This is a genomic window from Streptomyces sp. NPDC049597 (assembly GCF_040675505.1).
Classification (GTDB): Bacteria; Actinomycetota; Actinomycetes; order Streptomycetales; family Streptomycetaceae; genus Streptomyces.
In genome coordinates, this window is the sequence record NZ_JBFAOY010000057.1 from 1 (window position 1) to 24497 (window position 24497).

The 24497-nt window shown below is 71.1% G+C and carries 14 protein-coding genes; 8 read left to right on the forward strand and 6 right to left on the reverse strand.

What is annotated here, in order from left to right; all coding sequences use genetic code 11:
- Nucleotides 1-183: 183 nt before the first annotated feature.
- Both AB0K02_RS32985 and AB0K02_RS32990 read left to right on the forward strand, forming a co-directional pair.
- Entirely contained in the window at nt 184-7077 is a 6894-nt protein-coding gene (locus AB0K02_RS32985) for an RHS repeat-associated core domain-containing protein (RefSeq protein WP_365996297.1), read from the forward strand.
- A 16-nt stretch (nt 7078-7093) separates the two neighbouring features.
- Nucleotides 7094-7567, forward strand: a complete 474-nt coding sequence (locus tag AB0K02_RS32990; protein ID WP_365996298.1) for a hypothetical protein — start codon at nt 7094-7096, stop codon at nt 7565-7567.
- Nucleotides 7568-7828: 261 nt separating this feature from the next.
- Here AB0K02_RS32990 and AB0K02_RS32995 read toward each other — a convergent pair whose 3' ends face one another.
- The 4 genes from AB0K02_RS32995 to glgX form a co-directional block, all read right to left on the reverse strand.
- Entirely contained in the window at nt 7829-9850 is a 2022-nt protein-coding gene (locus AB0K02_RS32995) for a M4 family metallopeptidase (RefSeq protein WP_365996299.1), read from the reverse strand.
- A 408-nt stretch (nt 9851-10258) separates the two neighbouring features.
- Nucleotides 10259-12100: an ABC transporter ATP-binding protein gene (locus AB0K02_RS33000; RefSeq protein ID WP_365996310.1), complete on the reverse strand. Its 1842-nt coding sequence runs from the start codon at nt 12098-12100 to the stop codon at nt 10259-10261.
- A 587-nt stretch (nt 12101-12687) separates the two neighbouring features.
- A complete protein-coding gene (locus tag AB0K02_RS33005; protein WP_365996300.1) occupies nt 12688-14532 on the reverse strand; it encodes an ABC transporter ATP-binding protein in 1845 nt (614 codons plus the stop codon).
- 101 nt (nt 14533-14633) lie between these two features.
- Complete coding sequence (gene glgX / locus AB0K02_RS33010; protein WP_365996301.1) at nt 14634-16916, reverse strand: glycogen debranching protein GlgX; 2283 nt, start codon at nt 16914-16916, stop codon at nt 14634-14636.
- Between the two features lie 216 nt (nt 16917-17132).
- Here glgX and AB0K02_RS33015 point away from each other — a divergent pair, with 216 nt between their 5' ends.
- The 5 genes from AB0K02_RS33015 to AB0K02_RS33035 all read left to right on the forward strand — a co-directional run bounded on the left by AB0K02_RS33015 (nt 17133) and on the right by AB0K02_RS33035 (nt 23122).
- On the forward strand, nt 17133-18359 hold the full coding sequence (locus AB0K02_RS33015; protein ID WP_365996302.1) for an Ig-like domain-containing protein: 1227 nt from the start codon (nt 17133-17135) through the stop codon (nt 18357-18359).
- A 252-nt stretch (nt 18360-18611) separates the two neighbouring features.
- Nucleotides 18612-19859 carry an Ig-like domain-containing protein gene (locus AB0K02_RS33020; RefSeq protein WP_365996303.1) on the forward strand — a complete coding sequence of 416 codons (1248 nt, stop codon included), beginning with the start codon at nt 18612-18614 and terminating at the stop codon, nt 19857-19859.
- A gap of 76 nt (nt 19860-19935) precedes the next feature.
- Nucleotides 19936-20703 carry an enoyl-CoA hydratase-related protein gene (locus AB0K02_RS33025; RefSeq protein WP_365996304.1) on the forward strand — a complete coding sequence of 256 codons (768 nt, stop codon included), beginning with the start codon at nt 19936-19938 and terminating at the stop codon, nt 20701-20703.
- Nucleotides 20704-20964: 261 nt separating this feature from the next.
- Nucleotides 20965-21468 (forward strand): ATP-binding protein, encoded by a 504-nt coding sequence (locus tag AB0K02_RS33030; protein ID WP_365996305.1) that lies wholly within the window; start codon nt 20965-20967, stop codon nt 21466-21468.
- A 460-nt stretch (nt 21469-21928) separates the two neighbouring features.
- Complete coding sequence (locus AB0K02_RS33035; protein WP_365996306.1) at nt 21929-23122, forward strand: hypothetical protein; 1194 nt, start codon at nt 21929-21931, stop codon at nt 23120-23122.
- A gap of 58 nt (nt 23123-23180) precedes the next feature.
- Here the strand turns inward: AB0K02_RS33035 and AB0K02_RS33040 are convergent, their stop codons facing one another.
- Nucleotides 23181-23819 (reverse strand): GNAT family N-acetyltransferase, encoded by a 639-nt coding sequence (locus tag AB0K02_RS33040; RefSeq protein WP_365996307.1) that lies wholly within the window; start codon nt 23817-23819, stop codon nt 23181-23183.
- Nucleotides 23820-23922: 103 nt separating this feature from the next.
- Here AB0K02_RS33040 and AB0K02_RS33045 point away from each other — a divergent pair, with 103 nt between their 5' ends.
- Entirely contained in the window at nt 23923-24138 is a 216-nt protein-coding gene (locus AB0K02_RS33045; protein WP_365996308.1) for an EF-hand domain-containing protein, read from the forward strand.
- Nucleotides 24139-24317: 179 nt separating this feature from the next.
- Here AB0K02_RS33045 and AB0K02_RS33050 read toward each other — a convergent pair.
- Nucleotides 24318-24497 (reverse strand): L-serine ammonia-lyase, iron-sulfur-dependent, subunit alpha (locus AB0K02_RS33050; protein ID WP_365996309.1); only part of this gene is annotated, 180 nt, incomplete at its 5' end.

Here is a 24497-nt window from a genome sequence, read left to right on the forward strand (position 1 = left end):
AACCCCCGCCGGCCGCTCACCCCCCCGCTCACACCAGGCCCCCCCCCCCCCCCCCGCCGCCCACCCTCGGCCCCGGGGGGGGCGCCCCCCCCCCCGCCCCCCCCCCCCCGCCCGGTCTGTTTCGTTCGAGTCGACGTGTGGAGACACGTGATGCCACTTCAAGGCCGGTTGATGAACCGGCGCATGCCCAGATGGTTGCTGTCGGCAACCACGGCGGGCGTGATCATCGCCTTGACGGGCAGTGCCGCCGAGGCCCTGCCGATCGAGGACCGGGGCAGCCGCAGCCGCCCCGGTGTACAGAACTTCGGCGACCCGCTGGACGGCACGAACGGCAAGGCCCTGCCACGCCCGTCCGACCCGGCGAGGAAGGCGGCCGTCACCCGGCTGGACAAGGCGGTCTGGCCGGCCGGCGGCAGCGCCGACGTCGCCGTCTCCGCATCCTCGGCCAAGGTGAAGGTCGGCGGCCTTCCGGTCGCGGTCTCGCCGCTGAGCACCAAGCCCGCGAAGGACCGCACGTCCGCAGCGGCACGGTCCTCCGCGGCCAAGGCGCCGGCCGGCCCTTCCGACGTACGTGTCGACGTCCTGCCGGCCAAGCGGGCGGCGGACCTCGGCGCCGGTGCCGTCCTGCGCGTCCAGCGCGCCGACGGTGCCGAGGCGGACGCCAAGGTGCGTCTGTCCGTGGACTACTCGGCCTTCGACGAGGCGTACGGCGGCTCGTACGGAGCCCGGCTGCGCCTGGTCCAGCTCCCCGCCTGTGCCGCCGTCGCGGAACCGGGCAGCAAGGCATGCCCCTCCACCGGCACACCTCTGCCGACGGTGAACGATCCCGCCTCGAACACGGCGACAGCCGAGATCACCGCCGCTGCCGCAGAGCCGGGCGGCCCGTCCACCATGGCCGTCCAGGGCGCGTCTCTGGTCGCCCTGGCAGCGGGCACGTCCTCATCGCAGGGCACCTACGGAGCGACCGCGCTCGCTCCCTCGGCGAGCTGGAGCGTCTCCCAGTCGACGGGTGGCTTCTCCTGGTCGTACCCGATGCGCACGGTGCCGGTCGCGGGCGGTCTCGCGCCCACTGTCGGGCTCTCGTACCAGTCGCAGTCCACCGACGGCCGTACGTCGGCCACCAACAACCAGGGCTCCTGGGTCGGCGAGGGCTTCGGCTACGAGTCCGGGTACATCGAGCGCCAGTACAAGCCGTGTACCGAGGACGGTCACGACGGCTCGGCGGAGCAGTGCTGGGCGTTCGACAACGCCACCATCATGCTCAACGGCAGCGCGTCCCAGATCATCAAGGACAACACGACCGGTCAGTGGCGGCTGAGCAACTCCGACGGCTCCAAGGTCGAGAAGCTGACCGGGGCCGCGAACGGTGACAACGACGGCGAGCACTGGCGTATCACCACGCCGGACAGCAAGGAGTACTACTTCGGGCTGAACCGCCTGCCGGGCTGGGCGTCCGGCAAGGAGGAGACCGCGTCCGTGTGGACCGCCCCGGTCTTCGGCGACGACTCCGGCGAGCCCTGCCACAACGCCACCTTCGCGAACGCCCACTGCCAGCAGGCGTGGCGCTGGAACCTCGACTACGTCAAGGACCCGCACGACAACGTGGTCTCCCACTACTACGAGCGGGAGCTCAACCACTACGCGCTGGGCGGCAGGACCGACGTCAACGGCACGCCCTATCACCGCGGCGGCTACCTCAAGCGCATCGACTACGGCCAGCGCGACACCCAGGTCTACGCCGCCAAGGCACCGGCCCGGGTGACCTTCGACGTCGCCGAACGGTGCATCCCCGACACCTCGTTCGACTGCGCCGAGACCAAGCGCACCGCCGCCAACGCCTCCCGCTGGCCCGACGTCCCCGTCGACCGCGAGTGCAAGGCGTCGACGAAGTGCGGTGCGGACCAGATCTCGCCGACGTTCTTCACCACCAAGCGGCTCAAGGCCGTCGTGACGCAGATGCGCACGGACGCCACCACCTACCAGGACGTGGACGCCTGGATCCTCACGCACCTGTTCCTGGACAACGGCGACGACTCCAAGAGCATGTGGCTCTCGAAGATCGACCACGAGGGCCGGGTCGGCACCACGGCGAAGGTTCCCTCGCTGGAGCTCTTCGGCGAGCAGAAGGACAACCGCGTCGACGCGATCGGCGACAACATCGCCCCGTTCAAGCGCTACCGCCTGGCCGCGGTGGTGAGCGAGACCGGTGCACAGCTGGACGTCAACTACGCACCCGCGGAGTGCACCGTCCCCACCCTGCCCAGGCCGGGTGAGTCGACCAAGCGCTGTTACCCCGTCAAGTGGGCGGCCCCCGGCTACGTCGACCCGATCGACGACTGGTTCCACAAGTACGTGGTCGCCGAGATCGTCGAGACCGACCGCACCGGTGGCGGCGACAGGATGGTGACGCGGTACGCCTACGAGGGCCCGGCCGGCTGGCGCCACTCCAAGCCCGACGGCATCACCCCCGCGGAGTTCCTGACCTGGGGCGAGTGGCAGGGCTACGGCAAGGTCAAGGTCACCAGCGGATCCGAGGACGTGCAGCGGTCCCGTATCGAGTACACCTACATGCAGGGCCTGCACGGCGACAAGCTGCCCGGTGGCGGCACGCGTTCGGCGTCGGTCACCGACTCCACCGGCACCGTCTACACCGACGACGAGGACTTCACGGGCTTCGAGCTGGAGACGCAGGTCTACAACGGCACCTCGGTGGCCACCAAGGTCATCAAGAAGCCGTGGAAGTACCACACCGCGACTCAGACCAAGGACTGGGGCACCCTCCGGGCCACCCTGGTCAAGCCCACCGTCACGCGCGGGTTCACCGCGCTCAAGTCGGGCGGCTGGCGCGAGAGCCGTTCGCAGACGACGTACGACACGGCCACGGGCACGGGCCGCATCACCCAGGCCGAGGACCTCGGGCTGGTCGTCCCCGAGACCGCGACCCTGGCGGAGAAGGCCGCCGCGGCCAAGGACGACACCTGCACCCGTACGTGGTACGCGGACAACACGGCCGCCGGGCAGAACTTCCTCGACCGCGTCAAGCGCGTGGAGACGGTGGCGGTCAACTGCTCCACCACACCGGACCGCAAGAGCCAGGTGATCTCCGACACCCGGACCTTCTACGACAGCCTCGCCCACGGGGCCGCCCCGACCCGCGGACTGGAGACCTCCTCCGAACGCCTCGCGTCGCACGACGGCACCACGGCCACCTACCAGGAGACCTTCAAGAACACGTACGACACCTACGGCCGCCCGTCCACGGCGACCACACCGGCCACGGGCAGGACGACCACGACGTACACCATGGTCAACGGCCTGACGACGCAGACCAAGGCGACCAACGCCCTCGGGCACGCGGTCACCACGGACTACGAACCGGCGTGGGGCCAGTCCCGGGGACAGACCGACGCCAACGGCAAGCGCACCGACATGTCCTTCGACGGCCTCGGCCGTGTCACGTCGGTGTGGCTGCAGGACCGCAGCAAGGCCGGCAACCAGACGCCGAACAACAAGTACACCTACCTGGTCCGCCGGGACGCCCCGGTGGCCGTCAAGTCCGAGATCCTGGAGGAAGGCGGCTCCTACAGCAGCGAGTACACGCTGTACGACAGCATGCTGCGAGCCCGTCAGCGTCAGGCCGTGGGCCCCGGCGGCACCCGGCTCGTCGCCGACACCTTCTACGACAGCCGGGGCAAGCTGAAGACCGCCTACGACACCTACCAGGCGGCCGGAGCCCCCTCGGACCAGCTGCTCGTCGTGCACAACGGTGAGGTCGAGTCGCAGACCCACTACGAGTACGACGACATGGGGCGCACCACCGCGACCGTGTTCTCCGTCGCGGGCGTCGAGCAGTGGCGCAACACCACGGTGCACGAGGGCGACAGGATCCACCAGATCCCTCCGCAGGGCGGCGTCGGCACGACCACGCTGACCGACGCCTCGGGCAAGGTCACCGAGGTGCGCCAGTACCAGAGCGGCACGCCGGGCGGCACGGGCCCGGTGGCCTACACGTCCACGAAGTACTCCTACACGCCGTCCGGCGAGCTGGAGACCGTCGTCGACTCCCAGCAGAACACCTGGTCGTTCGCCTACGACCAGCGCGGCCGCAAGATCCGGTCCCAGGACCCTGACTCCGGCACGACGGTGATCGGCTACGACGACGCGGACCGCGTCACGTCCGTGACCCACGAGGGCCGCAACACGACGATCACCAGCACCTACGACGCCATCGGACGCATGAGCGCCACGTACGACGGCGCCGTCTCGGCGGGCAAGAAGATCACGGAGACGCGGTACGACCGTCCCGGCCTGCTCGGCCAGCCGTACGCGTCGCTCCGGTGGATCAGCGCCACGGAGTACTTCGGCACCATCGTCCAGACCGCCGACGACTTCTACCGTCCCACCAAGACGCTCTACACCGTGCCCGCGTCGCAGGGCGCGCTGGCCGGCAACTACACCTTCACCAGCGCCTTCAACCGTGACGGCACCCCGCAGTCCTCCGGTCTGCCGGCCGCGGGCGGGCTGTCCGCCGAGGTCCTGGCCTTCGGGTACGACGAGCTCCAGCGGCCCGTCACCATGAAGGGCACCGACACGATCGTCTCCGGCACCACGTGGTCGCCGACCAGTGAGCTGCTGCAGTTCGAGCTGAACTCCGGCGGCAAGAAGGTGTGGCAGACCTTCGACTACGAACGCGGGACCAAGCGTCTGAAGGAAGCGAAGGTCGACGTCTACGGCTCGACGGGCGGCCCGGTCAAGCAGACCGCGTACTCGTACGACAAGGCCGGCAACATCCTGTCCATGGCCGACACCGGCGCGGGGTCGAGCCTGGCGGACGTGCAGTGCTTCCGGTACGACGCGAACAAGCGTCTCTCCGAGGCATGGACGCCGTCGGCCAACACCACCACCGCGGCCGGCTCGGGCACGATCGGCACCACCGCTCCGGTCGACGGCTCCCAGCCGTCCGCCTGTGCGGCCGATCCCGGCTCCGCCGCGCTCGGCGGACCCGCGGCGTACTGGAAGTCCTACCGGGCCGACGCCATCGGCAACCGTACGCAGGAGATCGTCCACGACACCGGTCTGGACGCGGCCAAGGACGTCACCCGGACCTACACCTACGGCGAGAACGGCGCCGGACCGCACGCCGTGACCAAGGTCGTCGAGAACACGCCGACCGGCGATCGGCAGTCCACGTACGGCTACGACGCGGCGGGCAACATGGACACCCGCACCATCGGTGGCAACACCGACACGCTGAGCTGGGACGTGACCGGCAAGCTGAGCAAGGTGTCGGTGCCCGACGACGTGACCACGCCGGCCGTGGAGGCCGGGGACACGACCTTCCTCTACGACGCCGAGGGCAGCCGGGTCCAGCGCAAGGACCCGTCGGGCACGACGGTCTACCTGCCGGGCATGGAACTCTTCCTCCCCGCCGGATCGACGAGCGTCCAGGCCACCCGCTACTACGCGCTGGCCGGGCAGAACATCGCGGTGCGGACGAACGACAACACGATCACCTTCCTCGCCTCGGACCACAACGGCACCGGCGAGGTGGCCGTCCAGTCGGCCACCGGAGCGGTGACGCAGCGTCGTTACGACCCGTTCGGCAACGCGCGCGGCCAGGCCCCGGGTGGTGGCGGCTGGCCGGGGCAGGAGGGCTTCGTCGGGGGAACCCTGGACGAGACCACAGGGCTCACCCATCTCGGCGCCCGAGAGTACGACCCGGTGCTCGGCCGCTTCATCTCGGCCGACCCGATCGTCGCCTTCGCGAACGCCCAGCAGATGAGCGGGTACGCCTACGGCAACAACTCGCCGGTGACCTTCGCCGACCCCACGGGCACCATTCCCGCGGAGTGCTGGGAAGGCATCATCACCTGCCGTATGGGCCCCAACGGCTGGGAGTTCGGCGAGTCCAAGAAGTCCGCTCCGGCGAAGACGAAGGAGGAGCAGGACGTAGAGGTGGCCAAGCAGGCCGTCGCGTCGGCGAACCAGGGCATCACCGAGGTGACCGACAAGATCATCGAGGAGCTCAAGGACATCGCGGGTGTCAACGCCGTGCAGGACTGCGCGTCGAACCCCGCGGTCGGCACCTGTCTGAAGGCCGCTGCCGAGGTGGCGAGCCTGTTCCTCGGGGCGTGGCTGAAGGGTCTGGTCAAGGCCAAGAAGATCAAGAAGGCCATCGAGCTCCTGCCGGACCTCTACGGGGCGATCGGCAGACTCCGGAAGGCGGAGAAGCAGCTCGACAAGGCCGAGGACGCGCTGGAGAAGTCCAAGAAGGCGAAACCCAAGGGCAAGAACAAGAAACGCGACGACGACAGTTGCGAGGCGCACAGCTTCCTGCCGGGATCCCTCGTCCTCATGGCCGACGGCAGCAGGAAGAAGATCGAGGACGTACGGCTCGGCGACAAGGTCGAGGTCACCGATCCGAAGACCGGCGAGAACACGGACCGCGAGGTCGTCCGCACGATCGTCACGGAGGACGACAAGGACTTCGTGACGCTGACGGTCTCGACGGGTTCGGGAGCCGAGACGCTGGTCTCGACCGTCACTCACCCGTTCTGGGTGGAGTCCGCGCAGACGTGGGTCGACGCCGGTGACCTCGAGCCGGGCATGGATCTGCGCACGGCCGACGGCGACCGGGTCGAGCTGACCGCACTGGACTTCTTCGAGAAGCGCCAGCGCACGCACGACCTCACCGTGGCAGGCATCCACGCGTACTTCGTGTTCGCGGGCGCCGAGCCGGTGCTCGTGCACAACATGGACCTGAACTGCCTGACGATCGCCGACTCGCACATCGTGTTCAACCACACTCCGGAGGGCTTCAACAACAACGACGCCTCGAAGACCGAATGGCTGCCGGGCACGACCCAGGACTCGCGGGCGAAGATCATCAAGGAGGTGCTCAGCAAGGGCCGAGAGGTGCACGACACCAAGAACAGGGACGGAAAGGTGTTCGAGCTCAGGTACAGCGACCCCATCGGCTACGACCGTAAGGTGCCGAGGAACAAGCTGTACGTGATGCGGGTCTACTACGACCCGGACGAGAACCACGTGAAGAACGCCTTCCCGGTGAAGCGGTAGCGGAGGAGGAACGAGTATGCGGATGGCCTTCTCGGCGGACGCCCGGTACGGGCCGCAGGGACACGAGTCCCGGCTGGACCTGACGACCGTCTCCCGTCGCGATTTGCGGTGGTACTGCTTCCTCGGTGCCTGGCGGATCGAGCACGAGACGACGGACATCAGCCCCCCTTGGGGCTGGACGCCGCTCTTCGACGCCTTCTACGGCGTGCGTGAGGTCATGGAGTCCGCCCGGGAGGGCGCGGAGCACGACTGGATCGACTTCACGGAGAACGACGAGCAGATCCGGATCGTGCGCCGCGGTGACGACCTCGTGCTGTCGCCCACCTACACCGAGACCGAGATCGTGTGTTCTGTCGACGCGTTCGTCGATGCGGGCCGCGATTTCATCCGGCGGGAACTGGCCGCCGTCGTCGCGGCCCACCCGGCGCTCGCGAGGAATGCGGCTGCCCGCCAACTGGCGGACGAGGTTGGGCTCGAGCTGGGCCCGTAACGGGCACGGCCGCCCCCGGCCCCCGGGACCGCTCCTTGAGCGTGCCCGGGGGAAGCCCGTGTGGGCGGCCGCCGCGGCGCCCCCCGGAGGGCGGGTTCCGTCGGCCGGCCGGGGGCGCGCCGTCGGCGCGCCCCCGACTCGGATCGGCGGACCGTCGCACCGCACGTGACTACCTCAGCAGGGCCGTTCCACGACGGAGCCGCCCGGGGTGCGGGGCACCCCGGGCGGCTCGGCTGTCGTGTGCTCAGGAAGCCACCGCGCTCAGAAGGTGAGCTTCCAGCTGTTGATGTAGCCCGTGTCGTACCGCGCCACGTCCTGCACCCGCAGCTTCCAGGTGCCGTTCGCCACCTCGCTGGAGGCGTCGACCGTGTACGTGGTCTGGACGTTGTCCGCCGAGTCCGAACCGCTCGAGTTCTTCAGGCGGTACGCGGTCCCGTCCGGGGCCAGCAGGTCGATGACCAGGTCACCGCGCCAGGTGTGGACGATGTCCACGCCGACCTTGAGGGCCGAGGGCGCGTTGCCCGTGCGGCCCGTGACGTTGATCGAGGACGTCACTGCCGCACCCGGGGAGTCCGGGATGGACACGTCGGCCGTGTTCTCGAAGACCGTGCCCGGGTCCGGGTCGCCGCCGGGCCGGGAGCCGACGTTGATGCCGGCCCAGGCGTCGGTGACCGACTTGACCTCGGCGCTGGCCGCTCCGTACAGCTCCGTCGCCACGGCGATGGTGCCGGCGCGGGCCCCGGCGTAGTCCGTACGGGAGCTGAACTTCGTGGTGAGCGCCTTGAACCAGATCAGCGCGGCCTTCTCGCGGCCGATGCCGGTCACCGGCAGGCCGTCGGAGGTCGGCGAGTCGTAGTTGACGCCGTTGACCGTCTTGGCGCCGCTGCCCTCGGAGAGCAGGTAGAACCAGTGGTTCGCCGGGCCAGAGGAGTAGTGGACGTCGATGTTGCCGATACCGGAGTACCAGTAGTCCTTGGACGAGCCGTCCTTGCTGGGCTTGTCCATGTAGCGCAGCGGGGTGCCGTTGCCGCGGATGTCGATCTTCTCGCCGACCAGGTAGTCGCCGACGTCCTTGGTGTTGTTGGCGTAGAACTCCACGGCCGCGGCGAAGATGTCGGAGGTGGCCTCGTTGAGACCGCCCGACTCGCCGCTGTAGACCAGGCCCGCGGTGTTGGACGTGAGGCCGTGGGTCATCTCGTGCGCGGCCACGTCGATGGACGTGAGCGGCTTGGTGTTGTTCGCGCCGTCGCCGTAGGTCATGCAGAAGCAGGAGTCGGACCAGAAGGCGTTGACGTACGCGTTGCCGTAGTGGACCCGGGAGTACGCGCCGACTCCGTCGCCGCGGATGCCGCTGCGGCCGTGCACGTTCTTGTAGTAGTCCCAGGTGAGGGCGGCGCCGTAGTGGGCGTCGGCGCCCGCGGTCTCGGCGTTCTGCGGGGTGCCGTCGCCCCAGATGTCGTCCGCGCCCGAGAACAGCGTGCCGGTGCCCGAGGTGCCCCGGTTCAGGTTGTACGTCTTGTGGTTGCCGCGCCCGGTGTCGGTCAGCGTGTACGAGGGGGCCGTGCCGAGCGTGACCTGGCCGCTGTACTGGGTGTTGCCCGTGCCGTTGTGGACGGCCTGGCGCTCGAAGAGCTTCTCGCCCGTGGTGGCGTCGGTGATGACGTGCAGCTCGTTGGGCGTCCCGTCGTGCTGGAGTCCGCCGACGACCGTCTCGTACGCGAGCGTCGGCTTGCCGTCCGTCAGCCAGATCACCTTGCGCGGCGCGCGCTCGGCCTCGGTCTCGGCGGACCCCTCCGCCCTGGCCGCGCTCACCGCCTGCTTCTCGGCCGTGGCCGGAGCGATGCCGGCGCGGGTGTCGACGTTCTTCAGGGCGGCCCTCGACGCCTTGGCGACGGACTCGGTGACCCCTGCGGCCGTCTGCGACACCACGAGGTCGCCGCCGAGGACCGGCAGCCCCGCGTAGGTGCGCTCGTAGCGGGTGTGGGTGGTGCCGTCGCGGTCCTGGACGACGTCCCGGACGACGAGCTTCTCCTGGGCCCCGAGGCCGAGTTCCTTCGCGGTGGCGGCCGTGGTGGCGGTCGCCTCGCGGATCAGCTCCGCGCGCTGGGCGGGGGAGAGGTTCTTGGGCAGGGCGCCCGGGTCGGCCTTGCCCGCCTTCGCCGCGCTGGGCGCCGCCATGGGCTGGGCGGCCGATGTGCCGGTCTGGAAACCGACCGCGAGCAGAGCGGCTGTGGCGATGAGGGCTCCCGTCGCTGTGGCACGACGGCGATGCGTGGGTCTCACGCGGACTCCTTCTGCGAGGGGGGTTACCGGCCGGCTGGGTGGGACGGCCGGGCAGAGCATGCGAAGCAGTGGAGCGGTCGAACGGTGGTGCGTTCGAACGTGATTGCGCGGAACGGGGGAAGAGTGGCAGCCACGTACCGCTCCTGTCAGGAGCGCGACAAGAACTTGGCCGGAATTCGTCCGCTGTCCGAAAGGCCGTGTTCGTTGAGCGGACATTTCACCGGTCGCGGTGGCACCGCACCGGCGGGCCCGCCCGGGCCCGCGCCCCGAAGGGCGCCGAGGCCGGGCGGAGCGAGGCGGACATGAACCGGGTGGTGAGGGGCCGACGCGCCCGCCGGCGCCGGGCGGAGGCGCGCCTGACCGATTCCGGGCGCGCACCGGCGCGCCCGGCCGGACCCCGAGGCCCGCTCAGCCCACCACGCTCTCCCGCCACGCCTTGTGCAGGCCGGCGAACCGGCCCTCGCCGCCGATCAGTTCGGCGGGCGGCCCGTCCTCGACGATCCGTCCACGGTCCATCACCAGCACGCGGTCCGCGATCTCCACCGTGGACAGCCGGTGCGCGATCACCACGGCCGTACGCCCCTCCAGGACGGTGTCCATCGCGCGCTGCACCGCCCGTTCACCGGGGATGTCCAGCGAGCTCGTCGCCTCGTCGAGGATCAGCACCGCCGGGTCGGCGAGCAGCGCACGTGCGAAGGCCACCAGCTGGCGCTGTCCCGCGGAGATGCGCCCGCCCCGCTTGCGCACGTCCGTGTCGTAGCCCTCGGGCAGCGAGGCGATGAAGTCGTGCGCCCCGATCGCCTTCGCCGCCTGCTCGATCTCCGCGCGGGTCGCCTCCGGGCGGCCGATCGCGATGTTCTCCGCGACCGTGCCCGAGAACAGGAACGCCTCCTGCGTCACCATCACCACCCCCCGGCGCAGCTCCCGCGTGGAAAGCTCACGCAGATCCGTTCCGTCGAGCAGCACGCGGCCCTCGGTCGGGTCGTAGAAGCGGGCCAGCAGCTTGGCCAGGGTCGACTTGCCGGCGCCCGTCGAGCCGACGACGGCGACCGTCTGCCCGGCCGGGATCGTCAGGTCGAAGCACGGCAGGACCTCACCGCCCGTGCGGTACCCGAAGCCGACCCGCTCGAAGACCACCTCGCGCCCGGGCCGGTCGCCGTCGCGCACCGGCAGCTCGCGCGGCCGCGCGGCCTCCGGTACGGAGGGGACCTGGGCCAGCAGACCGGCGATCTTCTCCAGCGACGCGGCCGCCGACTGATAGGAGTTGAGGAACATGCCCAGCCGGTCGATCGGGTCGTACAGCCGCCGCAGGTAGAGCACGGCCGCCGCCAGCACACCCAGCGCCAGCGTCCCCGACGCGACCCGGTAGGCGCCCCACAGCACGATCCCGGCCACCGCCGTGTTGGCGACCAGCCGGGAACCGACCACGTAGCGCGCCATCTCCAGCAGCGCGTCGCCGTTGCTGCGCGCGTGACGCTCGTTCAGCATGCGGAAGGCGGCGTCGTTGGCCCGCTCGCGGCGGAAGGCCCGCACCGGCCGGATGCCGTTCATCGTCTCCGCGAACTTCACGATGACGGCGGCGATCGCCGTCGACCGCCTCGTGAACACCGACTTCGCACGGCGCTGGTAGAGCCGCACCAGCAGGTACAGCGGTACGAAGGAGAGCACCGCCAGACCGCCGAGACCCACGTCGAGCCAGAGCAGCATCGCCGAGATGTAGACGAACGCGAGGACGACGCCGATCAGCTCCTGCAGCCCCTCGCTCAGCAGCTCGCGCAGGGACTCCACGTCCGTGGTCGACCGGGAGATCAGGCGGCCCGAGGTGTAGCGCTCGTGGAAGTCGACGCTCAGCGCCTGGGCATGGCGGAAGATCCGTCCCCGCAGGTCGAGCAGCACGTCCTGGTTGACGCGGGCGGAGGCGCGGATGAAGGCGTACTGGAGTAAGCCCGCCGCGAGCGCGCACAGTGTGTATCCGGCGCCGACGACGATCAGGGGGCCGTAGTCGTCCGCCCGGAAGGCGGGCACGCCGCGGTCGATGGCGTACGCGACGAGAAGGGGACCCGCCTGGACCGTCGCCTGCTGGAGCAGCAGAAGCACGGCCGCGAGCACCACGCGCGCGCGGCGCGGCGCGAGCAGCGAACGCAGCAGGGCACCGGTCGCGCCCTTGGGCGCGGGCAGCGCGTCCCGGTCGAACGGGTCGTCCCCGGCCCCGGGTCGCGCCGGCTCCCCGTCGGCGGGTGCGTCCCCCACCCCGACCCGTGCCGGCTTCCCCTCGGCGGGTGCGTCCCCGACCCCGGACGGCGCCGACTTCCTGTCGGCGCCGCCTCCGACCGGGGGTCGCGCCGGCTCCCTGCCGGCGAGCGAGTCCCCGGCCCGTGCCGGCTTCCCCTCGGCGGGTGCGTCGCCGGGCCCGGGTCGCGCCGGCTCCCTGCCGACCGGGTCGCCCCCGGCCCGCGCCGGCTTCCCGTCGGTGCCGTCGCCCGTCCCGCCCTGCACGGCGGCAGGCGTCCCGACGGCCGGGCGTGCCGCTGCCCCCGCGGCGTCCGGAGCCGCGACCGCTGCCGTGCCGTCGGCCGGGCCCGAGTGCGTCGGCGCGGCGCCGGACGTGCCGGCCTCGTCCGGAACGCCCGGGCCGCCCGCCCCGGCGGCCGTCTCCGCCGTCCCACCCGCTTCAGGGCCCGGTCGGGGCGCCGTGTCGGCGGCCGTGTCGGCGTGCGTCGCAGCGGCGACGGCCGGGCGTGCCGCTGCCCCCGCGGCATCCGCGGGCGGATCCGGTGTCCCGTCCGGGCCCTGACCCGGCGTCGCGCCGGCCGGTGAGCCCGTCGTCGAACCCGTCGTCACCGGGCCCTCCCTTCCGCGCCCGCGGCGCTCCTTGCGGCCGGCTCCGGTGCGCCGGTGGCTCCCGGGCCGTCCGGCCCCTCCGCGCCCGACATCAGCCAGGCGTACTCCCCGTTCGTGCGCAGCAGTTCGTGGTGCGTGCCCACCGCGGTGATCCGGCCGCCGGACAGCAGGGCGACGCGGTCGGCCAGCATGACCGTCGACGGGCGGTGCGCCACCACCAGGGCGGTCGTGCCCGCCAGGACGCGGCGCAGCGCCGCCTCCACCAGCGCCTCGGTGTGCACGTCGAGCGCCGAGAGGGGGTCGTCGAGCACCAGGAAGCGCGGCCGCCCGACGACCGCCCGGGCGAGCGCCAGCCGCTGGCGCTGACCACCGGACAGGCTCAGACCCTGCTCGCCGACCTGTGTGTCCACGCCCTGCGGCAGGTCGTCGACGAAGCCCGCCTGGGCGACGTCCAGCGAGCGCCGCAGGTCCGCCTCCGTCGCGTCCTCGGCCCCCATCAGCACGTTCTCACCGACGCTCGCCGAGAACAGCGTCGGCTCCTCGAAGGCCACGGACACCAGCTCGCGCAGCCGCTCGCGGGGCAGCGCGGTGATGTCCTGCCCGTCGAGCGTGATGCGCCCGGCCGTCACGTCGTACAGCCGCGGCACCAGTGCCGTGAGCGTGGTCTTGCCGCTGCCGGTGCCGCCGACGAGCGCCATCGTCTCGCCGGGGCGCACGTGCAGGTCGATACGGGCCAGGACGGGCGCGGCGTCCTCGGGTGCGTCGGGGTAGCGGAACTCGACGCCCTCGAAGCGCAGCCCGCCGCTTCCTGCCGCCGCCTGAGCCCCGGCGTTCCCGCCCGTCTCCCGCTCCTCGGGAGCGTCCAGCACCTCGAAGTACCGGTCGGCCGCCGTGGCCGCCTCCTGGCTCATCGCCAGCAGGAAGCCGATCGACTCCACCGGCCAGCGCAGCGCCAGCGCGGTCGACAGGAACGCCACGAGCGTGCCCGCCGACAGCCCGCCGTCCGCGACCTGCACGGCGCCCAGCACGAGCGCCGCGCCGATCGCCAGCTCGGGGACGGCCGTGATGAGCGCCCAGATGCCGCCGAGCAGCCGGGCCTTGCCCAGCTCCGTGCCGCGCAGCCGCTCCGACAGCGCCCGGAACGCCTCCGCCTGACTGCGGTGCCGGCCGAAGCCCTTGACGATGCGGATGCCGAGGACGCTCTCCTCGACCACCGTGGTCAGATCGCCGACCTGGTCCTGCGCGCGCCGCGCCACCAGCGCGTACCGCGTCTCGAAGAGGGAGCAGGCGACGACGAGCGGCACGACCGGCACGAGCAGCACCAGCCCCAGCGTCCACTCCTGCTGGAGCAGGATCACGAAACCGACCAGGATCGTCGTTCCGTTGACGAGGAGGAACGTGAGCGGGAAGGCGAGGAACATCCGCAGCAGCATCAGATCCGTGGTGCCCCGCGAGAGCAGCTGCCCCGACGCCCACCGGTCGTGGAAGGCGACGGGCAGGCGCTGCAGGTGCCGGAAGAGATCGGCCCGCATCGCCGCCTCCACCCCGGCCAGCGGCCGGGCGACCAGCCACCGCCGGAGGCCGAACAGCGCGGCCTCCGCGACGCCGAGCAGCAGCAGCGTCAGCGCCCCGAGCCACACCCCGCCCGGATCCCCGCCGGCCACAGGACCGTCCACGATCCACTTGAGGACCAAGGGGATGACGAGGCTCAGGCAGGAGGCCACTATCGCGACGAACGCAGCGCTGAACAGCCGGGCGCGCACCGGGCGTACGTAGGGCCACAGGCGCAGAAGCGACCGCACGGCGGAGCGGTCCTTGGAGTCCGAGGGTGTCGTGGGCATCAGGGGTGAGCCTACGATTCACCACTGACAGCCCTCATGTGGTTTTCCGGCGAAGCGGGGCCCGTACGGACGTTCACCCGAAGACGTTCACCCGGCAGGCCCTACGTCCGCACGCGCAGCAGCAGTACGCAGCGGGCGGGCACCCGCAGCACCGCACCCCCCTCGTGCACCGTCCCCGGCGCGTCCGCCTGCTCTTCGAGCGAGGTGTCCACCACCACCTCGTACGCCTCCCCCCACGGCGGCCCCGGCAGCCGGAAGTCCACCGGCCCGTCGGCGGCGTGCAGGATCGTCAGGAAGCTGTCGTCCGTCACCTGCTCGCCGCGCGCGTCCCGCCCCGGGATGTCGCGGCCGGAGAGATAGAGCGCGAGCGTCGCCGAGGGCGCGTACCAGTCGCCCTCGGTCATCTCCGTGCCCTGCGGGGTGAACCACGCCAGGTCCCGCAGTCCGTCCGGCGCCTGCGGGCGGCCCGAGAAGAACGCACGGCGGCGCAGCACCGGATGGGCGTGCCGCAGCGCGAGCAGCCGCCGCGTCAGCTCCAGCAGTCCGCGCCCGGCCGGCTGCGCCGGCAGCGTCCAGTCCACCCAGCTGACCTCGTTGTCCTGGCAGTACGCGTTGTTGCTGCCGCGCTGGGTGCGGCCCATCTCGTCGCCCGCCACCAGCATCGGCACACCGGTCGACAGCAGCAGCGTGGTCAGCAGGTTCCGCAGCTGCCTGCGGCGCAGCGCGTTGACCCGCGGGTCGTCGGTCTCGCCCTCGACGCCGCAGTTCCAGGCCCTGTTGTCGTTCGTCCCGTCCCGATTGCCCTCGCCGTTGGCCTCGTTGTGCTTGTGCTCGTAGCTGACGAGGTCGCGCAGGGTGAAGCCGTCGTGCGCGGTGACGAAGTTGATCGACGCGTACGGGCGGCGCCCGCCCCACGCGTACAGATCGCTCGAGCCCGACAGCCGGTAGCCCAGATCCCGCACGTCGTGCAGCGCACCGCGCCAGAAGTCCCGCACGGAGTCGCGGTACCGGTCGTTCCACTCCGTCCACAGCGGAGGGAAGGCGCCCACCTGGTATCCGCCGTTGCCGACGTCCCACGGCTCGGCGATCAGCTTCACCCGCCGCAGCACCGGGTCCTGGGCGATGACGGCGAGGAACGGCGACAGCATGTCGACGTCGTGCATCGAGCGGGCGAGCGCCGCCGCCAGGTCGAAGCGGAAGCCGTCCACGCCCATCTCGGTGACCCAGTACCGCAGGGAGTCGGTGATCAGCCGCAGCACGTGGGGCTGCACCACGTGCAGGGTGTTGCCGCAGCCCGTGTAGTCGGCGTACCGCCGGGCATCGGGCTGCAGGCGGTAGTAGCCGCGGTTGTCGATGCCGCGCAGGGACAGCATGGGGCCCAGCTCGCCCGCCTCCGCCGTGTGGTTGTAGACCACGTCGAGGATGACCTCGATCCCGGCGGCGTGCAGCGCCCGCACCATCCGCTTGAACTCGCCGACCTGCTGCCCGGCCGTGCCGGAGGCCGCGTACGCGGCGTGCGGGGTGAAGTAGCCGATGGAGTTGTAGCCCCAGTAGTTGACGAGCCCCCGCCGCAGCAGATGGTCCTCGTGCGCGAACTGGTGCACGGGAAGCAGCTCCACGGCCGTCACCCCGAGGTCCACCAGATGCTCGATCGCCGCCGGGTGCGCGAGTCCCGCGTACGTGCCCCGCAGCTGCTCGGGGATGCCGGGGTGCAGCTTGGTGAAGCCGCGCACGTGCAGCTCGTAGATGACCGAGTCCGCCCACGGCGTCTTGGGCCTGCGGTCGTCCATCCACTCGTCGCCGTCGGCGTCGTCGTGGACCACGACGCCCTTGGGCACGAACGGCGCCGAGTCCCGGTCGTCGCGCACGGTGTCGGCGACGTGCTGCTGGGGCCAGTCCCGCACGTGCCCGTAGACCTCCGGCGGCAGTCCGAAGTCGGCGTAGTCCCCGTCGACCGCGCGGGCGTACGGATCGAGCAGCAGCTTCGCCGGGTTCCAGCGGGCCCCCGTCCACGGGTCCCAGCGGCCGTGCACGCGGTAGCCGTAGCGGTGACCGGGGCCCACACCCGGCACGAAACCGTGCCAGATCTCGTGCGTCAGCTCCGTCAGCGGCACCCGCGTCTCGGCGGCCGACGGGCCGGGGCCGTCGAAGAGGCACAGCTCGACGGCCTCGGCACCGCCCGCCCACAGCGCGAAGTTGGTGCCCGCGACCCCGTCGGGCCCGACCCGGTACCGCGCCCCCAGCGGGGTGGGGGTCCCCGGCCAGGCCGGTGCGGCGCGCACCGCCGCCCGGCGGCCCTCCGCGCCGGCCGTCGCCGAAGGCGCACGCGGCGGCCCGCCCCGTACTCCTTCGTCCAGCGTCTCCTGCTCGGCTGCGCTCGACACCTGTCGGCCTCCCGCGGCTCGTCGGGCCTGCCGGGAGGGCCCCTCCCGGCACAAGGCCGTCCGGCCGCCACGGCCGGACAGCCCCACGGGCCGCCGCGGCGTCCCTTCCGCGGCGGCCCTCGTACGGTCTTTCACCATGTCTGCCCGCGCGGCACTCGTCCCAACATCGCCCCGCCCCCACGTTGCCCGCGCAGGGGGGCAGTCGTTGGTCGGTACGTGAGACATGTACTGAAGCGGGCAGGACGGTGCGCGGCCCTCGCCGTGGCCGTGGCCGGACTCGTCGCGGGGCTCGCCGGCTGCACCGGCGGGACACTGGACGTCGGCAGCAAGCCACGGGCACCGCAGGACAGGATCCGGGTGACCCCCGAAGACGGCGCCAAGAGCGTCGGTCCCGAAGCGCCGCTGCTGGTCAAGGTGCCCAGCGGCCGGCTGGAGCGGGTGAGGGTGACCCGGATCGAGGCGGAGGGCAGCACCGAGGTGCCGGGTTCCGTCTCGGACGACGGACTGCGCTGGACCCCCGCCGAGGGGACGCGGCTGGAGCTGGCCGCGAAGTACAGCGTCGACGTGGTCGCCCTCGACAGCCACGGGCGCCGCACGGCACGCCACACCACCTTCACCACGGCGGTCCCCGAGCGTCGCTTCACCGGATACTTCAAACCCGAGAACCGTTCGACCGTCGGCACCGGAATGATCGTCTCCTTCACCTTCAACCGGCCGATCGAGAACCGTGCCGCCGTCGAGCGCGCCATCCGCGTCACGTCCTCGCCGCCGGTCGAGATCGCGGGCCACTGGTTCGGCGACGGGCGTCTCGACTTCCGACCGCAGACGTACTGGAAGCCGGGCACCCGGGTCACCGTCGACATGCGGCTGAGGGACGTGGAGGCCGCGCCCGGGATCTACGGCATCCAGCAGAAGACGATCGCCTTCACCGTGGGCCGCTCCCAGGTCTCCACGGTCGACGCGGCGGCGCACACCATGCGCGTCGTCCGGGACGGGCAGCTGCTGGCGACGGTGCCGATCACGGCCGGGGCGCCCAAGACGACCACGTACAACGGCAAGATGGTCGTCACCGAGATGTTCGACGTGACCCGGATGAACGGCGCGACCGTCGGCTTCAAGAAGAAGGACGGCAAGGGCGAGTACGACATCAAGGACGTGCCGCACGCCATCCGTCTGACGACATCGGGCACCTACCTGCACGGCAACTACTGGGTCGCCGCCGAGACGTTCGGCTCGGCGAACGTCAGCCACGGCTGTGTCGGGCTGCGCGACGAGAAGGGCGGCAGCAGCGAGTCCCCCGCTGGGTGGTTCTTCGACCGCACCCTGATCGGCGACGTGGTCGAGGTGGTCAACTCCAAGGACAAGACGGTCGCGCCCGACAACGGGCTCGGCGGCTGGAACATGGACTGGCCGCAGTGGAAGGAGGGTTCGGCCCTGGAGTGACGCGGCGCCCCTCCCGCGTCCGACGGTCCGGCTCCCGGACCGCCACCGCCGCCACTGCCGCCACTGCCGCCCCCGCCCACCCCTGCCAGCCGTTTCCCTTGCCCGCCGGATGGACAGGTTGGGACTGAACGGTGACATTCGTGGGGACTTCCGATGACCTGCGGTGTGCTTTTCTGTCTGCGTGCGTGCGTGAGGCGCGCGGGGGTGCGGGGCCGTGGCGTGGCCAGGCCGTGCTGAGGGGAGAACACAACAGTGAACGGGCAGCCGATATCGGGGGCATCGGCCGTAGCCGGACGACGCGGGCGCGGGGGCGCCCGGGTGTCCGCGCTGGCGCTGGGGGCGTTGCTGGTGCTGACGGCCTGCGGAGGCGGGGGGACCGGCAAGGGCGGTGACGACGGCGCAGGCAAGCAGGACGGCGGGAAGGTCGAGAACGCGGCATCCCAAGCCGTGGTGACCATCGCTCCCAAGGACGGCGCCGACGCCGTCGCCACCAGTGGAGCCCTGAAGGTCACCGCGGCCGGCGGGAAGCTGACCACGGTCACCGTGCAGGACGACAAGGGCACGAAGGTGGACGGCCGGATCTCCGCCGACGGCGCCTCGTGGGAGCCGCTGCAGCACTTGGCGGGCTCCACCAAGTACAAGGTGCACGCGGTCGCGAAGGACTCCGACGGCCGTGAGTCGGCCAAGGACACCACGTTCACCACCCTCGTCCCGCAGAACACCTTCATCGGCCACTACACGCCCGAGGACGGTTCGACGGTCGGCGTCGGCATGCCGGTGTCCGTCAACTTCACCCGGGGCATCACGAACCCCGAGGCGGTGGAGAAGGCCATCAAGGTCACGGCCGAGCCGTCCGTGCCGATCGAGGGCCACTGGTTCGGCAACGACCGCCTCGACTTCCGCCCCGAGAAGTACTGGGCGGCGGGCACCAAGGTCACGGTCGAGCTGAACCTGGACGGCGTCGAGGGCCGCCCCGGCGTCTACGGCATGCAGGCGAAGACCTTCTCGTTCACCATCGGCCGCTCCCAGGTCTCCACGGTCGACGCGTCCGCCCACACCATGCGGGTCGTGCGCGACGGCAAGGAGATCAGGAACATCCCGATCACCGCGGGCGCGCCGTCGACCACCACGTACAACGGGCAGATGGTCATCAGCGAGAAGTACAAGGTGACGCGGATGAACGGCGCCACCGTCGGCTTCGGCGGCGAGTACGACATCAAGGACGTGCCGCACGCGATGCGTCTGTCGACCTCGGGCACGTTCATCCACGGCAACTACTGGGCCTCGGCGGGCACCTTCGGCTCGGCGAACGTCAGCCACGGCTGCGTCGGCCTGCGCGACGTGCGCGGCGCGTACGACAACGGCACCCCGGCCGCCTGGCTCTACAACAACTCGATCATCGGCGACGTGGTGATCGTGAAGAACTCCAAGGACAAGCAGATCGCACCGGAGAACGGCCTGAACGGCTGGAACATGCCGTGGTCGGAGTGGATCGCGTAACAGGCGTCCCCGGGGCCCGGTGCTGTGAGCAACAGCACCGGGCCCCGTGCCGTTAACCGCGGCTAACCTTCCCTCCATGACCGTTTCCCTCGAAGTCTCCGAAGGCGTCGGCACCATCCGCCTGGACCGGCCCCCGATGAACGCCCTCGACATCGCCGTGCAGGACCGCCTGCGCGAGCTCGCCGACGAGGCGACCCGGCGCGAGGACGTACGCGCCGTGATCCTCTACGGCGGCGAGAAGGTGTTCGCGGCCGGCGCGGACATCAAGGAGATGCAGGCGATGGACCACACGGCGATGGTCGTGCGCTCCCGTGCCCTGCAGGAGTCCTTCACCGCCGTCGCCCGCATCCCCAAGCCCGTCGTCGCAGCGGTCACCGGCTACGCGCTCGGCGGCGGCTGCGAGCTCGCGCTCTGCGCCGACTACCGGATCGCGGCCGACAACGCCAAGCTGGGCCAGCCCGAGATCCTGCTCGGCCTGATCCCGGGCGCGGGCGGCACCCAGCGGCTCTCCCGGCTGATCGGCCCGTCCCGTGCCAAGGACCTGATCTTCACCGGCCGGATGGTCGCGGCCGACGAGGCGCTCACGCTCGGCCTGGTCGACCGTGTCGTCCCGGCCGCCGAGGTCTACGAGCAGGCCCGCGCATGGGCGGCGAAGCTGGCCAAGGGCCCGGCGCTGGCACTGCGGGCCGCGAAGGAGTCGGTGGACGCGGGCCTGGAGACGGACATCGAGACGGGCCTCGCCGTCGAACGGAACTGGTTCGCCGGCCTGTTCGCCACGGAGGACCGCGAGCGCGGCATGCGCAGCTTCGTCGAGGAGGGCCCGGGCAAGGCCAAGTTCCTCTGAATGGCGACCGGTTGAGCGATCTGCGGGCCCGCGTCAATCGCGTGCCCGGATCGTCCCGGCCGGGGGAGGGAATACGTGCGCGCCCGTTCCCGCGTGCCCCGAGGCTGTCCACAGACGTGGCGTCGGAGCAGGTCAGGGTGTGCATCAAGGCCGGATGAGGCCAGTGGCATATGCCGGACGGCTCCTTGGAATTGAGTGTTCCGGGGGGCCTGTTCCCCTGGAACGGCCACGGGGGCGGCTTTTTACGGCCATGATGGACGCATGGCGGGCCTGGAGGGTGCGGGACAACCGCGGCAGCGCGTCGGCGCGACCGCAGCGCGGTGGGTCCCGGCCGTTGACGACGAACAGGCGCTCGAAGCGCTGGAGTTGTACGGCAATCCGACGGAGGGGGAGGTCCGGCTGCCGTCGCGCCCCGAATCCGCGGGCGTCGCGCGGCGGCTCACCCAGTGCGTGGTGCTGCGCCAGTGGGCGCTGCCGTCCCAGACCTGCGAGCACGCGGTGCTGCTCGTCTCGGAGTTGGTGGGCAACGCGGTGCGTCACACCGGGGCGCGCGTCTTCGGCCTGCGGATGCTGCGCCGCCGCGGCTGGATCCGGATCGAGGTGCGCGACCCGTCGCGCGGACTGCCCTGCCTGATGCCGGTGCACGACATGGACACCAGCGGCCGGGGTCTGTTCCTCGTCGACACCCTCTCCGACCGCTGGGGCGTCGACCTGCTGCCGCGTGGCAAGACCACCTGGTTCGAGATGCGGGTTCTCGACCGCTGAGGCGCGCCGGCGGTGCCGGCGGGGGAGACGCACAGAAACCCCCGTGCGCCGTCGTGCGGCGCGTCGGGGGCCTTCTGTGGGGAGCGCCGTGGATCGGGGGGGTGTATCCACGGCGGCTGATGACGACCTGGCCCGGGTCCATGGGGGTCGTGCCCCGACTATGACAGACGGACGCCTCATCTCCAAAACTCCAGATGAGGGCAAAGCGGAATGAATCGGATCTTCTGTGGGTGAATCACAGGGAAAATGGCTCCCTGGCCTTGTGATCAGTGCATAGGTATCGGCCTTCCTGGGGGATTCATTGGTCGGCGGTCCGGGTCGCGGGTGCGGGCCCGGCGACCCGTAGCGGGATGAATTGGGTCAATCGTTATCTTTCGTGCTTTCCACCCTTACTGTGCATTCCCGTGACCCCGAACCGCCGCGGACTGCGTGCGGTGACCCCCACGGAGCTGCTGAGCTGATGCATCCGACGACCTCCCCCACCCAGCGGACCACGGCGCTCCTCGTGGGCGCCCTCCTCGTTCTGCTCGCCGGCTGCGGCTCGGGCGGCGAGAAGAGCGGGGCACGCGGCACCGAGCAGGCCGCCCCGCCCCTCAGGCCCGAGAAGACCGCGGCCGCACGCGCCGGGCTGCCCGGCATGCCGCCGGTCCACGATCCCCAGGACATCTACGCGGCCGACCGGCCGGGCATGCTCTCACCCGTCGTCAAGAACTTCCCCTCCCGGGTGTACGTCCCCAACACCAACTCCAACACGGTCTCGGTCATCGACCCCGCGACGTACAAGGTCATCGACACCATCCCGGTCGGCGTGCAGCCGCAGCACGTCGTGCCCTCCTGGGACCTGAAGACGCTGTGGGTCAACAACAACCGCGGCCACACGCTCACGCCGATCGACCCCGCCACGGGGAAGGCGGGCGAGCCGGTCGGCGTCCACGACCCGTACAACCTCTACTTCACGCCCAACGGCAAGTACGCCGTCGTCATGGCCTCCCTGGACCGCGAGCTCGTCTTCCGCGACCCGCACACCATGGAGACCCGGCACACCGAGCCGGTCTCCTGCTACGGCGTCAACCACGCGGACTTCTCCGCCGACGGGCGGTACTTCATCGTCTCCTGCGAGTTCTCCGCCGAACTCCTCAAGGTCGACACGGAGAAGATGAAGGTCGTCGGCAAGCAGCGGCTCCCCTTCGAAGGCGCCATGCCCCAGGACGTCAAGCTCTCCCCGGACGGCAAGACCTTCTACATCGCCGACATGATCGCGCACGGCGTCTGGGTCCTCGACGGGGAGAAGTTCACCGAGCCCGCGCTGATCCCCACCGGCAAGGGCGCCCACGGCCTCTACATCAGCCGCGACTCCAAGGAGATGTACATCCCCAACCGCGGCGAGGGCTCGATCTCCGTCTTCGACTTCGCCCGCAACAAGCTGACGAAGAAGTGGTGGCTGCCGGACGGCGGCAGCCCGGACATGGGCGGCGTCTCCGCCGACGGCAAGGTGCTGTGGCTCTCGGGTCGCTACCACTCCGAGGTGTACGCCATCGACACGAAGACCGGCGAGCAGCTCGCCCGCATCCCCGTCGGCAGCGGCCCGCACGGGCTGGCCGTGTACCCGCAGCCGGGCCGCTACTCCCTCGGCCACACCGGCGTCTTCCGGTAGGCCGGGCCAAGTCACCGGGATACGGGCGGGGTTGCGCCGGGGCGGAGCTCCGCACCGCTCAGTGCGCCGCGAGGACCGCCTCCGAGCCGACGGGCCGGTACCCGGCCGCCTGGAACGCCCGTACGCTGCGGGCGTTGCCCGGCGCCTGCTGCGACCACACCACCGGCCCCGGCACCAGATGCCGGGCGGCACGCGCGAGTGCCTGGCCGAGGCCCTTTCCGCGCGCCTCCTCGTCGACCTCGACCGACGCCTCCCAGCGGCCCGCCACCCCGCGGCCGAGGATCAGCACTCCCGCGTCGGCGGCCCACACCCGCACGTCCTCGCGGCGCTTGAGGGCGCGAGCCACGCGGGGATGCTCCGGGTCCACCAGCTCACGCAGCCTCAGACCGGGGTCGCCGGGCAGGGCGCCGGCCACGGTCACCAAGTCGATGGTGTCCATACGGCGGCCCGTGCGGGTCATGAGGGCGGACAGGAACGCCGGGTTCATCGCCGCCGCGAGGGGATCGGCCGCGGTTGCGGCCAGCTGCTCCCGTATCCAAGCCGGATCCTCGTCGGTGAAGACCACCGAGTGGGCGGTGAAGGCCACCACGCCCGCGTCCCGGGCATCGGCCTGCCCGATCACCGTCACCGATCCGTCCGGCGGCGGAAACCGTCCCTCCGCCGCGGCTCCGAGGATCTTTGCCAGTGTCCCGCTCATCTCACCCCTCCCCATGCCCGTGGTCCCGGGCTCAGCTCCATGATCACCCAACCGGGCCGATAATCTGACCCCCGTCAGTAATGCACCAAGAAGGGGTGGACCGTTGGCGGACATCGAGGAAGCACGCAAGGCGTTCGACCGTTACGACGCGGACGGCGACGGCTTCATCACAGCGGCCGAGTACAAGACGGCGATGGCTCAGATGGGTGACTGGAACGTCACCGAGTCGGTCGCCGAGGCCGTGATCGCCTCGCAGGACAGCGACAAGGACAAGCTCCTGTCGTTCGACGAGTTCTGGGCCCACCTGAACAAGGCCTGAGGCCGAGACCGCAGGCGTGTCCGCCGGCGACGGCCAGGGCATCGCCCGGCGCGGCACGACGGCCGCCGCGCCGGACGCGGTGACGCGCGAGACCTTCGCACCGGAACCTGCGGGCAGTCCCGTACGGACGACGAGGCGCCCCCCGGGGATCCGGGGGGCGCCTCGTCCGCGTCGGGCGCTCAGCACTCGATGATGTTCACCGCGAGACCGCCGCGCGCCGTCTCCTTGTACTTCACCGACATGTCCGCGCCGGTGTCCTTCATCGTCTTGATGACCTTGTCCAGGGACACCTTGTGGGTCCCGTCGCCGCGCATGGCCATGCGCGCGGCGGTGACGGCCTTGACCGCCGCCATGCCGTT

Bases quoted from the DNA above. Each gene is read 5' to 3' on its own strand.
- AB0K02_RS32985 (WP_365996297.1), top strand. From the start codon at position 184: ATGCCCAGATGGTTGCTGTCGGCAACCACGGCGGGCGTGATCATCGCC.
- AB0K02_RS32990 (WP_365996298.1), top strand. From the start codon at position 7,094: ATGCGGATGGCCTTCTCGGCGGACGCCCGGTACGGGCCGCAGGGACAC.
- AB0K02_RS33005 (WP_365996300.1), bottom strand. From the start codon at position 14,532: ATGCCCACGACACCCTCGGACTCCAAGGACCGCTCCGCCGTGCGGTCG.
- AB0K02_RS33025 (WP_365996304.1), top strand. From the start codon at position 19,936: ATGACCGTTTCCCTCGAAGTCTCCGAAGGCGTCGGCACCATCCGCCTG.
- AB0K02_RS33030 (WP_365996305.1), top strand. From the start codon at position 20,965: ATGGCGGGCCTGGAGGGTGCGGGACAACCGCGGCAGCGCGTCGGCGCG.
- AB0K02_RS33035 (WP_365996306.1), top strand. From the start codon at position 21,929: ATGCATCCGACGACCTCCCCCACCCAGCGGACCACGGCGCTCCTCGTG.
- AB0K02_RS33040 (WP_365996307.1), bottom strand. From the start codon at position 23,819: ATGAGCGGGACACTGGCAAAGATCCTCGGAGCCGCGGCGGAGGGACGG.